14 protein-coding genes are annotated in these 15778 nt (G+C 35.6%); 10 read left to right on the top strand and 4 right to left on the bottom strand.

All coding sequences use genetic code 11. The features are described from left to right. Positions 1-136 precede the first annotated feature (136 nt). Complete coding sequence (locus AC4BHP_RS08640; RefSeq protein ID WP_490551859.1) at positions 137-1207, bottom strand: acyltransferase family protein; 1071 nt, start codon at positions 1205-1207, stop codon at positions 137-139. 317 nt (positions 1208-1524) lie between these two features. Here AC4BHP_RS08640 and AC4BHP_RS08635 point away from each other — a divergent pair, with 317 nt between their 5' ends. The 6 genes from AC4BHP_RS08635 to AC4BHP_RS08610 all read left to right on the top strand — a co-directional run bounded on the left by AC4BHP_RS08635 (position 1525) and on the right by AC4BHP_RS08610 (position 10028). Next, complete coding sequence (locus tag AC4BHP_RS08635) at positions 1525-2538, top strand: 2-oxoacid:acceptor oxidoreductase family protein (protein ID WP_066100961.1); 1014 nt, start codon at positions 1525-1527, stop codon at positions 2536-2538. Further along, the gene (locus AC4BHP_RS08630; protein WP_490551858.1) at positions 2538-4838 is read left to right on the top strand and encodes a thiamine pyrophosphate-dependent enzyme; all 2301 of its coding nucleotides are present in this window, start codon (positions 2538-2540) and stop codon (positions 4836-4838) included. Before AC4BHP_RS08635 ends, AC4BHP_RS08630 begins: the two co-directional genes overlap by 1 nt. Positions 4839-5017: 179 nt before the next feature. Continuing rightward, positions 5018-7162 (top strand): PAS domain S-box protein, encoded by a 2145-nt coding sequence (locus AC4BHP_RS08625; RefSeq protein ID WP_225983712.1) that lies wholly within the window; start codon positions 5018-5020, stop codon positions 7160-7162. Positions 7163-7380: 218 nt separating this feature from the next. Next, positions 7381-7554, top strand: coding sequence for an aspartyl-phosphate phosphatase Spo0E family protein (locus AC4BHP_RS08620; RefSeq protein WP_077247946.1), 174 nt, complete (start codon positions 7381-7383; stop codon positions 7552-7554). Positions 7555-8334: 780 nt separating this feature from the next. Next, positions 8335-8772, top strand: a complete 438-nt coding sequence (locus tag AC4BHP_RS08615; RefSeq protein WP_066100952.1) for a MarR family winged helix-turn-helix transcriptional regulator — start codon at positions 8335-8337, stop codon at positions 8770-8772. A 230-nt stretch (positions 8773-9002) separates the two neighbouring features. Further along, complete coding sequence (locus AC4BHP_RS08610; protein WP_066100949.1) at positions 9003-10028, top strand: YkvI family membrane protein; 1026 nt, start codon at positions 9003-9005, stop codon at positions 10026-10028. Positions 10029-10132: 104 nt separating this feature from the next. On the opposite strand, the gene map is transcribed toward AC4BHP_RS08610, so the two are convergent. Together map and AC4BHP_RS08600 are read right to left on the bottom strand one after the other, a co-directional pair. Next, complete coding sequence (gene map / locus AC4BHP_RS08605) at positions 10133-10876, bottom strand: type I methionyl aminopeptidase (protein WP_066100948.1); 744 nt, start codon at positions 10874-10876, stop codon at positions 10133-10135. Positions 10877-11042: 166 nt separating this feature from the next. Continuing rightward, positions 11043-11222: a YkvS family protein gene (locus AC4BHP_RS08600; protein ID WP_066100944.1), complete on the bottom strand. Its 180-nt coding sequence runs from the start codon at positions 11220-11222 to the stop codon at positions 11043-11045. 271 nt (positions 11223-11493) lie between these two features. Between AC4BHP_RS08600 and ykzS the strand changes: the two genes are divergently transcribed. Then, positions 11494-11688, top strand: a complete 195-nt coding sequence (gene ykzS, locus AC4BHP_RS08595) for a protein YkzS (RefSeq protein ID WP_066100941.1) — start codon at positions 11494-11496, stop codon at positions 11686-11688. Positions 11689-11752: 64 nt separating this feature from the next. Here ykzS and AC4BHP_RS08590 read toward each other — a convergent pair whose 3' ends face one another. After that, positions 11753-12256 carry a sigma-70 family RNA polymerase sigma factor gene (locus AC4BHP_RS08590; RefSeq protein WP_066100938.1) on the bottom strand — a complete coding sequence of 168 codons (504 nt, stop codon included), beginning with the start codon at positions 12254-12256 and terminating at the stop codon, positions 11753-11755. A gap of 216 nt (positions 12257-12472) precedes the next feature. On the opposite strand from AC4BHP_RS08590, the gene AC4BHP_RS08585 reads away from it, so the two are divergent. From AC4BHP_RS08585 to ptsP, 3 genes are all read left to right on the top strand, one after another. Continuing rightward, positions 12473-13216 carry an SDR family oxidoreductase gene (locus AC4BHP_RS08585; protein WP_066100935.1) on the top strand — a complete coding sequence of 248 codons (744 nt, stop codon included), beginning with the start codon at positions 12473-12475 and terminating at the stop codon, positions 13214-13216. A 475-nt stretch (positions 13217-13691) separates the two neighbouring features. Next, entirely contained in the window at positions 13692-13958 is a 267-nt protein-coding gene (locus tag AC4BHP_RS08580; RefSeq protein ID WP_066100932.1) for a phosphocarrier protein HPr, read from the top strand. Then, entirely contained in the window at positions 13958-15679 is a 1722-nt protein-coding gene (ptsP, locus tag AC4BHP_RS08575; RefSeq protein ID WP_066100929.1) for a phosphoenolpyruvate--protein phosphotransferase, read from the top strand. The genes AC4BHP_RS08580 and ptsP overlap by 1 nt, the downstream gene beginning before the upstream one ends. Positions 15680-15778: the final 99 nt, after the last annotated feature.

The raw sequence follows: 15778 nt of genomic DNA, 5'->3' as shown, positions 1-15778 counted from the left end.
ATTTTACATGGGTTCTAAGATGGTACGGTTTAATTTTCAGTAGTTAAAAATGAGAGATGACCAAGGGAATAATGGAGTGTATGGGTAAAAGGTTTTGGGAAATATAGCGGTACAAAAAAGTCCTTCGGAATTTTCATTATTCCGAAGGACTGCGATTCATGGATTTAGATAAATCATATTTTTGTTTATAAAAATGTAATAAGCCTTTTAATTTATAGAACATCATTTTAGTATGACGGGTGTTAAACTCAATCATTGGCTGTGTAATTGACTTGACTAATGTACTCGACAGGATGATTGTAATAATCAATGAAATTGCTGCTAATAGTATATAGTGTTCTGCAGTAGTGAAATATTCATTTAAACTTGTAAATCTAAAGGTCCGGACAAAAAAGCCATGCAATAAATATACATAAAGGGTTTGAGTGCCCCATCTAGTAAAGAAATAGCTACCTCTAGGTACAAGGGCCATAAAGCTGACGATCATAAGAGAATTAACGATGAAAAATCCAAGGCGCTTAAACATAGAAAGGAACGATACTGTCTCAATTTCCGAATAAGGCTTTGAACCGAGCAGCCACTGGGAGTCTATTTCCGGGAAAAATGAAAACCATATAAAAATTACACCAAAGGATGCCAAAGCGTAAAATTTACTTTTCACTGTTGTTATTTTTTGAAAATGTTCCTTCTGACTGTGATAACCAATCAGGAAAAATGGAAAGAAGACAAATGTTCGGGATAAACTCAGATAAGTAGAGATTGTATCAATATATCCCACAAGTAAAGCAAGCGCTATTGCTAATCCAACCCCTACTAAAGGTTTGAATTTTGTAAAGACGAAAAGCATTAAATTCCAAAAGAATAGACTTAACAGAAACCATAAGGACCAATTGGGTTCCAATGCTTCGAACTTAAGTGTTGATTTATCAAATAGGTAATAATAATAAATCGTATAGATAACCTGAAAAAGTAAATAGGGAAGAATCAGTTTAGTACTTAGCTTTTTTATATAGCCTTTTTTGTTAAAGCCTTTTGCAAAAAAGCCTGATAACAGTATAAAAGCAGGCATATGGAAGGTATAGATTGTAGTGTATAAAGCATAAATCGTTTCATTTTGATCAATATATGTTCGTAAAATATGACCAAAGACAACAAAAAACATTAATATGACTTTTGCGTTGTCAAAATAACTTTCCCTCTGTCTCATAGCTGCCTCCTATTATTCCCGGAAAAATTCTTTCTATTATTCCCCTTTATAATGGTAATCAAACAATTGAGAGATGAATTAGTAAAACCATCCATTTGAACCATTATTAACAATGTGATAATCGTGTATTTCCGTACTATAATCTATGTATCTGTACTATAAGAATATAGATATCTGTTATATATAGTTTAAATGCAGAATAGCTATTGGTTTCAATATATAAATAATTCCAATTAAAACTGTATACATCAGTATTTAAATAATATTTAAAGATAAACTAAACAAACTTTTTCGTTATGAAATAGGGAGGGAAAATAATGACAATTCTTCCGAAAAAGAATGAGCAAGGTTTTTATGAAATTCGCCTAGAGTCAATCGGAGGACTAGGGGCAAATCTAGCCGGAAAAATGCTGGCTGAATCAGGTGTTCTGGGGCATGGTTTAAATGGATCCAATTTTTCCTCCTATGGTTCGGAAAAAAAGGGATCTCCTGTAAAGAGCTTTGTTCGTTTCTGCGATGCCGAAACTGAAATACGTGATCATAGTCCAATTGAAGAGCCTCATGTTATTGGTGTTTTTCATGAAGCACTTTATAAAATGGTTGATGTGGTGAGTGGTTTACGTCCGGATGGTATCGTTCTTGTTAATTCAACTCGTCAGTTCGATGAAATAAAAAATGACTTAAATCTTCAGTATGGAACGCTTGCAATCGTCGATGCACTTGGTATTGCAGTAGAAGAAAAAACAAAAGTGAACACAGCTATGCTTGGAGCTTTGTTCCGTATATGTGATTTCCTCAATCCCGAGTCCATGAAAGACGTAATTAGAAAAACATTCGAAAAGAAATATCCACATTTAGTTGAGCCAAATATCCGTACGTTTGAACGTGGCTATCATGAAGTGACGTTTAAACATTTTGAGGTACCTCAAGATGCAGAGGGCAAAAGTTTTAAAAGAGCATTACCTTTATTGGGATACGAAACCCAAGTTATTGGCGGCACGATCATTGCTCAGGGTAACAGTATACTTAAAGACTTGTCCGGTTCCAGACAGGGTTTTTTACCTGAATGGGATGCTGAAAAATGTATACATTGTGCTGCCTGTGATACAGCTTGTCCGGATTTTTGTTTTGTCTGGGAAGAGGGAGAAGATAAGCGTGGACGCAAGCAAATGTTTTTAACAGGGATTGATTATCAATACTGTAAAGGCTGCTTGAAATGTATTGAAGCGTGTCCGACTAGCGCCCTTCGGGAAATGCGGGAAATCTTAGGTTTTGCTGAGGAAAATACAGTGAAACAACGTAATCCTTATGTAGCAGGAGGGATGAAATAATGGCGATATCAGAAGTAGAACTAACTGAATTGGTAAAGGATACAATGGCTGAACAAGTGACTACCTTTGAATCAGGTAATGAAATGGCCGCAATGGCTGCAGCACAAATCAATTATCACTTAATGGGGTATTTTCCAATTACCCCATCAACTGAAATAGCTCAGTATTTAGATATTATGAAATCCAGAGGAGAACATGATATTCAATTAATTGCGGCTGATGGAGAACATGGTTCGGCAGGTATTTGTTATGGTGCTGCCGTGACAGGAGCCAGGGTTTTTAATGCCACAAGCGCAAATGGACTTATGTATATGCTAGAGCAACTACCTGTTCAATCAGGTACAAGATTTCCAATGGTTATGAATCTTGTTACTAGATCAATCAGTGGTCCGCTCGACATTCGGGGCGACCATTCTGATTTATATTTTGCCTTAAATACAGGTTGGATCATTTTGACAGCCAGAACACCTCAAGCTGTTTACGATATGAATATAATGGCGTTGAAAATCTCGGAGCATTCCGATGTACGTTTACCTGTTATAGTCGCTTATGATGGATTCTTTACATCCCATCAAAAGAGAAAAGTAAACTACTTTAAAGATAGAGAGATTGTGCAAAAATTTATTGGTGAAATGCCAACTCATTTTCCGCACGTAGATATTCACAACCCGGTAACGATTGGTGCCCATATGAATGGGGATGATTTGATCAATAATCACTATCAGCAGTCTGAAGCGATGTATAAAGCCGGAGAGGTTTTTACTCAGGTAGCTTGTGAATATGCTGAACTGTCAGGTCGCCAATATGGAGTATTGGATCTATATAAGATGGAGGACGCGGAAGTTGCCTTATTCCTGTTAAATTCAGCTGCCGAGACAGCTAAAGATACGGTCGATGATTTAAGAAAACAAGGAATTAAAGCTGGCGTGATCAGTCCTAACATAATTCGTCCGTTCCCGGCAGAAGAAATCAGAAAGGCTCTGAAGAATGTTAAAGTACTGTTGGTTGGCGAGAGAGCAGATTCCTATGGTGCCAATGGTCCCAACCTTACACATGAAGTGAAATCTGCCTTACAGGAAGATCAGGATAATCATACTGCTGTGTTAAGCCGTGTGTTTGGTTTAGGAGGAAAGGATTTTTATCCGGAGGATGCAAGGGCATTTTTTGATATGGCATTGCAAACATTAAATAATGGCCAAATTGAAAAAGTATTTGATTATTACGGTGTCAATCCGGGATTGCCTGAAGCCCAACCACAGCCACTTTTAAAGCCGAATAACGAAGATTTATATAAGACAGGGCTTATTCAGGTAACTCCTGATGAAGAGAGTGGAAAATTAAAGGTACGTATACCTCCTTTACGCTCATTAATGAGCAAACCAAAACGTTTGGCTTCCGGTCATGGAGCATGTCCAGGATGCGGAATTTTTCCAGCATTGGAGCTGTTCTTTAAAGGAATCGAGGGGGATGTTGTTGTTCTGTTCCAAACAGGCTGTGCCTATGTGGTAACAACGGCATATCCATATAGCTCTCACAAACAAACGATGATTCACAACTTATTCCAAAACGGGCCGGCAACTTTATCAGGTACACTTGAAGCATTTTTGGAGAAAAAACGCCGTGGTGAAATCTCTATCAGTGATGATGCGACCTTCGTTATGATCACCGGTGATGGTGGCATGGATATAGGGATGGGTTCAGCTATTGGAACTGCACTGCGCAATCACAAACTCATTATGCTTGAGTATGATAATGAGGGATATATGAATACAGGCTCGCAAATGTCCTACTCTACTCCGCTTGGTCATATGACAAGTACAACAGGTGTAGGAAGAGCACAAAAAGGAAAAGCTTTTCATCATAAGGATACAGCTCAAATCATGGCTGCCACTGGAATACCATATGTATTTACAGGATCGGAAGCTTTCCCGCAGGATTTAATTAAGAAAGCGGTGAAGGCACAATGGTATGCGCAGAATGTAGGTACCGTTTATGGCAAAATATTAATCACCTGTCCTTTGAATTGGAAGGCAGAGGAACGTTATGGTACTAAGATTATGGAAGCGGCAGTAAACTCATGTTTCTTCCCTCTATACGAAGTTGAGAATGGTGAAACTACCATTACTTATAATCCGGAAACGAGGAAAAAACGTATTCAACTATCTGAATGGTTAACATATATGGGGAAAACAAAGCATCTGCTGCAGGAAGAAAATGCAGGTATGCTTGAGGAATTTGAACAAGAAGTGGATAGAAGATGGAACCGATTGCTGGCTAAGCATGAAAATCCATCCCTTTAATAGTATTTTAAAAGCCTGAAGAGATTCTATAAGATATCTCTTCAGGTTTTTTTATATTTTAATCTATACCATAAGGAGGTATTTAGTCTGATTCTGATTGTTTAAAAAGGTTTTTCCATAATTTTGTAGAATAAGTATCTTATTATGTCACAGGTATTAGGAGGATCCCCTTGGCTGATATGGATTTGAATGATAAGGAAGTAAAGATTATAGAAAAAAATACGGCCTTGAAAACTGATTACGAGACATGGGAGCATTTTTTAAACTCATTTACAAAAGCAATTATTGTTACTGATTTGGAAATGGAAATCATATCTCAGAATGAACAGGCAATCAAGTTATACCATCAGTTAGGGCGAGAGGGTAAACCAGGAAATCTTCGGGACTTTTATATCTCTGTTTCAAAAGAGGTGGTTGATGATCAACTCAGAAACGTGAAACAGCATGGTTTTTCAAATTATATATATTCAGTAAGGAATTCTGATGACACCTGCTCAGTTGAGCTTGAACTTAATGGACTTTTGGATTCATATTCAAAAAAAATTATCTATGTGTTAATCCCATTAAAAACAGAGAGTACAAGGGATCATGTAAAAAAGGATAATTTATATGTAGATATTATTAATGATTTAAAGTGCTATATTGTTATCCATACTAAAGAAGGAATCATCGTGGATGGTAATAAAGCCTTTTGTGGGTTGGTCAAAATTGAGAGATCGAAAATTCTAGGCAAAAGTATTTATCAATTTATTACTGCCGCCGATAAAGATAAATTTGATACTGTTATCAAGCATCTATCATCCGGAAATTCCCGTTTTAATTTATTTCAGCTTTGTCTTGATTCAAAAGAGATTACATATCAATATACTACACAATTTAATTTTTACAGTGGTTTGTACTATACAATTATTTACGATTGTTTTGAAGAATCAGAGCAAAATCACTATTTAATAGAAGGAATTCAAAATGTCTTTTGTCAATCCGTGGATGGAATAATCATGCTGGACTCTAAAGGAATCATCGTACAGGCTAATGAGCAAGCCTGCATATTGTTTGAGAAAACGCAGGTGGAATTAATTAATACGAATATAGAGAAAATTACGGGCGAAAAGATAAATACGCTTTTTATCTTGGAAGAACAAGAGAGTTATGAGCTTATTTTCAGTTCATCGAGTGGGAAAAAGAAGATTATAGAATTAACAAAAAGTCAGATTAGCAGTAGTCCTTATACTCTTTTAATTTGTAAAGATATTAGTGAAAAGTGGGTGATGGAGCAGGAACTTCTTATCTCGGAAAATAAATTCAAGAAAATTTTTGACGGTACCTTTGATGGAATTATGATTTGGGGAGCAGACGGGGAAATATATGATATTAATGAACCTGGTGCTGCAATTATAGGGGCTTCTATTGATCATATCCAAAACAAAAACTTCCATGAAATATTCGAACTGACTGAACATCAGATGAAACATTTACAAAGGCATATTTCCTTGATCAATAAAAATAAGCATCATCATTTTGTGTGTGAGCTTACTTGCAGGGATGGGCAAAATAAACAGCTGGATTTTTCCTCCAGACTGGATGTTATACCGGGTAAGAATCTAACCATTTTTAGAGATGTAACAGATAAGATTCGAATGGAGGAACAATTAAAAAAATCAGATACGTTGAATGTTGTGGGTGAGCTGGCAGCTGGTATTGCTCATGAAATCAGGAATCCTATGACAGCTTTGAAAGGTTTTATTCAATTACTGGAAGGCAGCTTGAATGGCGAATTTTCAACCTATTTCCAGGTTATTTCTTCAGAATTACAAAGAATCGAGACAATCATTACAGATTTTTTAATTCTTGCAAAACCACAGGCAGTTTCCTATCAAATTAAACAGGTAAATAACACAATCGAAAATACGTTGGATCTGCTAAGTGCGCAGGCATCTATGCATAATATTCAATTCCACACACATTTTTCTAAAATACCACCCATCCATTGTGAGAGTAACCAACTTAAACAAGTTTTTATAAATTTAATCAAAAACGCTATAGAGGCTATGCCTACAGGAGGGTTTATTGATATCACAACAGAATTATTTTTTGATAGCCATGTATTAATATCGATACAGGATTATGGAACCGGAATCCCTGAGACTGTTCTTGATAAATTGGGAGAACCATTCTATACAACAAAAGAAAAGGGGACGGGTCTAGGTTTGATGGTTACCTACAAAATCATTGAAGAGCACGCCGGTTGGATTGAAGTTGCCAGTGAAGAAGAGAAAGGAACCCTGTTTCAAATCTATCTGCCTATTAATCATGAGTTCACTTGAGAGAAAAAATTAGAATAGGATGGTAAAATGGAAACTCTTCTGATTTATAAGGGTTTCTTATTTTTGTTTGCTGGAAGTGTTAGACAGATTCTTTAATAAGAAGATGAAATAATTATTATTTTTTGTCTTTTTTTGCGATTGTATTTACATTATTTTAAAATTCTGACATAATACCACTTAATGTTATTTTTTTAGTGAATAAGAAGGAGGAGCTTTTCTTGCAGAATCAAAAAGATTGGCTGGAAACTGCCATAAGAAATAAAAGAGAACAAATGATTAGCCATGCCAAGAACAATGGCCTTCTGGATGAAGGTACATTAAATCTGAGTCGGCAGCTTGACCAGTTAATTCTTGAACATATTAGGATGAAATACTCAATAACTAATTATTAAATAAACAAGGAATGCGTAAAGGTGAAAACTAGGATTTTATGACATAAAACGTATTTACCATTTACTATTTACATATGGTTTGTGGATAAAAGCAAAGTAACAATTTAATACTAGGATAGGTATAATCAGTTCTGAAAAAGATATCTCTACCTGGTCGGCAAGTACATTTTAGCCCAGGTCGATTTATATACTCCTTTAGTATACGCGATTTTAGGCCATATTTATGAATGCATGAATAACCCCTTTTCTAAATGATCACAGTGGAAGGAATAGGTATACCATACACTTCCGTCACCTATCCTCAGGCGAGACCTTCTCCATATTCGTTATAAATCCTATTTTTTTAGGTTAAGTGCGCAGTACTTTTTCTGGGAATTGAAAAGCTCATACTTAAAAAATCCATCAATACAGCACGATTTGGATGACTGAATCTCATCCTACGAATAGATGAAATGATTGTTTGCATCCAGAGGATATTCCTTATATGATGTCTATTTATATAGAGCAATACCTATTAGAAGACATTAGAAGATTCATTTTGTACCTTAGGAAAAATAATCTCCTCGTTTGCATAAGGTTATACATCATCAATAAAGGATTAGTGCTCAAAATATTAGGATGTTCTGCAAAAGAATTGTAAAGTGAAAAATAAATAAAGGTTAAATACTAGGTTATTACTACTATCAGGATGATTATAAAGTTTTACTTTTTAATAGGAAAGAAGTATAATTACGCGGATGATAATAGTGAATTTTATCCGTTAATTGTGGGTGATTAAATATGGAAGAACAAAATCAATCTTTAAAAGTATTTATAGTTCTGTCGAGGGCTTTTCGAGCTATCAGTGACTATACCAACAAATATATCCAAGCCTCAGGTGTAAATCCAACCGAATTTGCTGTCCTTGAGCTACTCTACCATAAAGGTGATCAACCATTGCAGCATATAGGGGATAAAATCCTGCTTGCCAGTGGAAGTATCACGTATGTAGTAGATAAGCTGGAAAAAAAGCAATTATTAAAAAGGATTGCATGTCCCAATGATCGAAGAGTAACATATGCGCAAATTACGGAAAAGGGAAAGAAGTTCCTGGAAGGGATATTCCCGGAGCATCAGGAACGAATTGAGCATTTAATGGATGGGTTAACAGTCGAAGAGAAGGAAACGGTGATTGAGCTTCTGAAAAGAATTGGTAAATCCGTACCGTTAACTAAATAATCCATTAATACCTATATATTAATGAATAAAATGAAATAGAAGAATAAGATGGACTGGCTGTCGTTAACCGGCAGTTATTTTTTTTGTCTAAAAGCTGAGGAGGAAATAAGATGTCACTCGTTCATTAATGAAACAAGGTGGTAAGAAGCAACCGGTATTCACCAGAATAATAATTTGTCATAAAGACAATCAGCCCGCATACAGTGAGTAGTAAGCGGGGAGGGACAAGGGTGAATCGTCAATATGTAAATATTTTTCAAGTTGCAGCTGTTTATGTTGGAACGGTTATTGGAGCGGGTTTTGCAACTGGAAAGGAAATATATGAATTTTTTACCCAATATGGACTTTATGGCCTATTAGGGATTCTTCTTTCGGGATTTATTTTTATTCGGATTGGCAGAAAAATAATGATTGTAGCATTACATAGAAATATTAAAAATTATATGGAATTTAATGATTGGTTATTTGGTAAACGTATATCCTTTTTTGTTAATATCATCTCTATGGGCATGTTGTTTGGGGTTACAGGTGTTATGATGTCAGGAGTTGGCGGTCTATTTGAAGAGCAATTGGGATTTTCTAAAATAGGGGGCATGCTTTTTACTACATTTCTATCAATTGTTGTCATGAGCTGGGGGACTAAAGGTTTATTATCTATTAACACCTTTGTGGTACCTGCAATGATTATGTTTAATTTAATCCTGATGTTTGCTTCATTATTCCATATGAATCCTGTTCAAAATCTGCTAACCATTCCTGATGAAGTAAGCTGGAAGATGGTCTTATCGCCCTTCTCCTATACGGCATTTAACCTTGCTTTGACACAGGCTGTTTTGGTTCCATTGGCTGCCGAAATAAAGGATGAAGATATTATTCGAAAAGGTGCAAATTTAGGAGGATTTATTTTATCCGTTGTTTTGGTAAGCTGCCATATTTCCTTATCCTCCATACCAGGAATTGAACAGATTAACATTCCTACTGCCTATGTAATGAAACAAATAGCACCTTTTTTATATGGGCTCTATTTATTCATTATTTTTGGAGAAATTTTTTCAACCTTAATTGGAAATGCCTTTGGACTCGAAAGGCAACTAAAAAAAGCAACGGAACTGCCTTCCTGGTCGCTATATGTTGGGATTTTTGCCATAAGTTTAATAATTGGCCAAATTGAATATGGTCCTTTGATCTCTATATTGTATCCGATTTTTGGATATATTAGTTTAATCTTTTTGCTGTTAATAACTGTCAAAAAGTAAGTGTCAGCTACGATTTATGCTGTTTCTAGAAAGATTTATAAAAATGACAAAAAGAAAGAGAAGGGATAGTCCCCTCTCTTTATAAGGTCAATGCCGTAGGCACATTATAATGTTAATATAATCGGCTCATTCTTTGTCACTATGATAGTATGTTCACATTGTGCAACCAAGCTTTTGTCACTCGTGATAAATGTCCATCCATCACCGGCTTCTGTAACCATGGTTGCTTTTGTAGAAATAAACGGTTCAACGGCCAATACTGTACCTTCATGAAGAAGCTCTGAATCCCATGGGTCAAAATAGTTTAAAATATGATCTGGTTTTTCATGCAGACTTCTACCTATTCCATGGCCGGTTAAATTTTTGATGACAGTGAATCCATTTTGTTTTGCTGTATTGAAGACAGCTTTACCAATTTGGTTTTTCTTGGAGCCTGCTTTAGCTTTGCTGATTCCCTGATAAAAAGCATCAACTGCGCATTGGCATAATTTTTCTTTTTCACTAGTTGTAGTGCCAACCGGGAACGAAATTCCTGTATCCCCATAATATCCATTTAATACTGCAGAGACGTCGATATTTACCATATCGCCTTCGTTAATTATACGTTTTCCTGGTATTCCATGAGCAACTTCTTCGTTTACACTGATACATGTAAACCCGGGAAAATCATACTCATTTTTAGGTGCAGAAACAGCTCCGGTTTCCTCAAATATTTTCTTTGCGATTAAATCAAGCTCCAGTGTTGTAATACCGGGAACGGTAGCTAATTTCATTGCTTCCCTGACACGTGAAACAACTGCACCTACTGCTTTTAATCCTTCTAAATCTTTTTCGTTTTTTACAATCATGATACTAAACCTGCTTTCTGTAATGCTCTTCATTAGTATAAAAAGTTTAGTGGAAAGGTTCCAGATGGAATCGATTCTCACTATTATATCTAAGTTTTTTACAAATTTAAAGTAAGGCAAATTAATGGGACAAGAAGAGAACGAGGCAAGTAGCCCCGTTCTCGAATTATTCATATATGATTTTATAATTTTTATGGTTAACGACTGTCTTTTCTTCTAATTCAAGATCATGAAAGTTCTCCATTAAAGTTAAATCAACAATCACTGAGTTTTCATTTACTTTTTCTACAATCCCACGCAATCCATCGCGGAATTCAATTATATTGCCTACATCAGCCTTTTTCATCATGTTCACACCTTTTCAGTTTATTAAAGTTATCAACAGATCTTGATTAGTAAACTAATATCCTTGCAATTTCGGGATTCGTAAGTCCGCTTATAAAGAAATTATCCCTACTATTTAGCTTATGCAGAATAATATTGTAATTATAGTATAAATTGTGATTAATTGGAATGTTAAAAGAATAAATAGTCTTTATATTTTCGCTCCTATGGAATACTTGTTTAATGTAGGGGTTTGAGAGTATCATGTTTTGTATATATAGGAGGTTTTACGAATGAATAAAGAAGAGATCCAATCCATATTTGATCAATTAAAAAATGGAGAAATAGATAAACTTGAAGTTGCAAAGCAGGATTTCATGGCGTTTCGATCTGTGCTTGTAGAAAGGGAAGATTTTAAACATTTTCGGGGAACTGCTCATATAGGCGGGGGTGTGACCTATCATTATTTAGAGGAGCCTAGAAGCTGAATAGAAATCAACAAACCCAATTATAAAGTAATTGGGTTTGTTAACATTTTAATCAGTATTGTCCTTATTTGATAAACACATCTGGATGTATTTCAAGGTAATGCTTTAGTTTTTTTAGCGCCATCCGTTTCCAAGATTTCACCGTTGCATACGTTGTATGGTATTCGTATGCGATATCTGTGATGGTTTTACCAAATTGAATGTATTCAGCCAACCAAATATATTGGTTGTTTGTTAAGGAAGTTAGAAAAGGTTTAGGGAAGTACCATTCAAGGAAGGAAACATCTTCTTCAACCTTTAATAAATCCCAATACTCAGGTGATTTTTTTAATTCTCTCCCATTTATTTTAGTGGACTTGCAAAGCTGTATAAGCATTTTACCTTGTATGGACTTATAGGCATAGGAAAGGAACTGTCCTTTTTCAGGGTTGAAATTTTGGCTGGCCTCCCAAAGTGCAATTAATCCTATTTGGTAAAATTCATCCTTTTCACAAATAATATTAAGCTTTCTCATAATATGATGTATTAATGGATTATATTGGTTAACTAATGATTCGAAGTCTTCCATACTCGTAATCCTGCCCTATGAGGAGCGACCTCTATATTCCCGGGTACCTTTAAAGTACGCTTAAAGATTCTTTCTGTAAAAAAAGCAAATTTGAAAATTTGTTGAGTTTTTAGCGAAAAATGAGGATAAATTCTATTAAAATAATCATTATTTTAAAAAATATGGATTCCTATAACAAAATCTAACCATTTAATTTAAAAGAGAGGATTGGATACAATGAATTTTCAGGATCAAGTTGTGTTAGTAACAGGTGCTGCAAATGGGATTGGTAAAGAAATCGCAATACAATATGCAAATAAAGGCGCGAAAGTTGTTTTAACCGATATAGATGTGGAAGCTGGAAAGAAAATTGAAGCTGAACTATTGGCAATGGGAAAAGTTGCTTTATTTGCTGAGGCCGATCTCAGCAAAGAGGATGATTGCCTTCATATAATGGAAATAATTAGAGGTGAATGGGGTAGGTTAAATATTATAGTAAATAATGCAGGCATAAGTGAATTTACTCCATTATTTGAAATGACAACAGAGAATTGGAATCGCATTATCAATACCAATTTACGAAGTGTATTTATTTTGGCAAGAGAAGGAGCTAAGCTGATGACTGGAACGGGTGGTTCTATCATTAATATAGCATCAACCCGAGCCATACAATCTGAACCGAATTCTGAAGCTTATGCTGCATCCAAAGGTGGAATCCTAGCTCTAACGCACGCTCTTGGCGCATCATTAGCCAAAAAAGGTATTCGAGTTAACAGTATTAGCCCTGGCTGGATTCAAACGACTGATTACACTGGTTTACGTGAGATAGATCACGCCCAGCATTTTTCGGGTAGGGTAGGTAAGCCAATAGATATAGCAAAAGCATGTTTATTCCTAAGTGATCCAGAGAACGATTTTATTAATGGAGAGAATCTGGTTATTGATGGTGGAATGACAAGGAAAATGATTTATGAAGATTGAAAATATGAATAAAAAACAGAATAGAAAGGTTCTTCAAATTTGTCATTAGAAATACCTTTGTTGTAAAATCGATAGGAAATACAATATATAGATATTTCTCCAAGCTATGTGAAATTTAGTTGTAGAATTGCTTATCTGTGTGCAAACACTTTACTGAATAAATTCATTGTATATAGGATTCTGGTATATATTAGAAATGAATCTTATATTTATTGAAAGACTATGTTTCAATCAATCTTACAGGTGAGATATATTTATGGTTCTTAATTTATAAAAGCAGTTGAACAATTTTAATTTTTCAGGTACATTTCTCTTATAGGGTTTTACTCTATATTGTGAGAAAAGCTACATAATTTCGACTGTTCATCCTTTTATACATAGGACCGGTTGAAACTGGGTAAAATCATAAGATGTAAGCAGCTAGAATTCGTATAGCTAAAACAAAATAATTATTAATAAAGGAGCTCGATTACTTATGGTACAAAAAACTTTTCATGTAACTGCAGAAACAGGAATTCATGCTCGTCCAGCAACATTGCTTGTACAAGCAGCAGGTAAATTCAACTCTGATATCAACCTCGAATATAAAGAAAAGAAAGTTAATCTTAAATCAATTATGGGCGTTATGTCTTTAGGAATCGGCAGTGGTTCAGATATTACAATTATCGCTGAAGGAAATGACGAACAAGATGCATTAAATGCCATTGAGGAAACATTAACAAAAGAAGGATTGGCTAAGTAATGACAACGATGTTAAACGGGATAGCGGCATCTAATGGAATTGTCATAGCAAAAGCTTATCGTTTAATGGAGCCTGACTTAACTGTAACAAAAAGCACGATTAATGAAGTGGATACCGAATTAACTCGTCTTCAAGAGGCGGTTAATAAGGCTCAGACCGAATTGGAAACAATTCGTGAAAAAGTCAAAACAGAACAAGGTGAAGATAAAGCAGCCATTTTTGATGCTCACATACTTGTTTTGAATGACCCTGAATTGCTTGGTGCTGTACAGGAGAAAGTTAAGTCTGAAAAAATCAACTCTGAATTTGCTATGCGCGAAATTGCTGATATGTTCATCACTATGTTTGAACAAATGGATAATGAATATATGAAAGAAAGAGCAGCTGATATTCGTGATGTAACAAAACGGGTTATCAGTCATCTTCTTGGGGTACAAATACCAAATCCAAGTATGATTGCTGAAGAAGTGATTGTTGTGTCCGAGGATTTAACTCCTTCAGATACAGCTCAATTAAACAGAGAATTTGTTAAAGGCTTTACAACTGATATTGGAGGGCGTACTTCTCACTCCGCAATTATGGCACGCTCGCTTGAAATTCCAGCAGTTGTTGGGACTAAACAGGCAACTGAAACTATTCAAAACGGCGATATGATTATACTTGATGGGCTTAAAGGTGAAGTACATATTAATCCGACACCTGAATTGATTGAAGAATACAAAAAAGCTGCTGATGCTTATGCACAGCAGAAACTTGAATGGGCTAAGCTTGTTAACGAAAAAACGGTAACAGCAGATGGCCATCACATAGAATTAGCAGCGAACATCGGCACTCCTAAAGATCTTGAAGGTGTTAAAGCAAATGGTGCTGAGGCTGTAGGCTTATATAGAACAGAGTTCTTGTATATGGGAAGAGATAATCTTCCTGGAGAAGAAGAACAGTTTGAATCCTATAAAGCTGTACTTGAAGGTATGGAAGGTAAGCCGGTTGTGGTACGCACATTGGATATTGGTGGAGATAAGGAGCTTCCTTATCTAGATCTACCGAAAGAAATGAATCCATTCCTTGGATTCCGTGCTATTCGATTATGCCTTGAGGAACTACCGATTTTCAGAACGCAGCTTAGAGCACTTTTACGGGCAAGTGTGTATGGGAATTTAAGAATTATGTTCCCGATGATTGCCACTTTAGATGAATTCAGATCCGCCAAAAAGGTTCTTGAAGAAGAAAAGGCGAAATTAATTGAAGAAGGTATTGAAGTATCAGATTCTATTCAATTGGGAATCATGGTGGAAATCCCTTCAACTGCGGTAATCGCAGATCAATTTGCTAAGGAAGTAGATTTCTTCAGCATTGGTACGAATGACTTGATTCAATATACAATGGCTGCAGATAGAATGAACGAACGTGTATCTTACTTGTACCAACCATATAATCCAGCTATTTTACGTTTAGTAAAAATGGTGATTGAAGCTGCACATAAAGAAGGCAAATGGGCTGGAATGTGTGGAGAAATGGCTGGGGATGAACTGGCGATTCCGTTGCTTGTTGGATTAGGGTTGGATGAGTTTTCAATGAGCGCAACATCTGTTCTGCGTGCACGTTCCCAAATTAAAACACTTACTAGAACCGAAATGCAAGACTTGGCTGAAAAAGCTATACAAATGCAAACATCAGCAGAGATTGTTGAAATGGTTAAAAAAGCTACAGCTCAAAAATAGTTTCAATAAAAATAGATATACAGGTTTATTTATTTGAACGGAGGGGTACATTAAAGGTGGACACAAAACAGCAACATGCTTTTAGTGACCCCCCTTTCT

Source organism: Pradoshia sp. Z4_20, from assembly GCF_058216035.1.
Note: the sequence above shows the minus strand (reverse complement) of the source record. Positions and strands in the feature narration are given on the sequence as shown.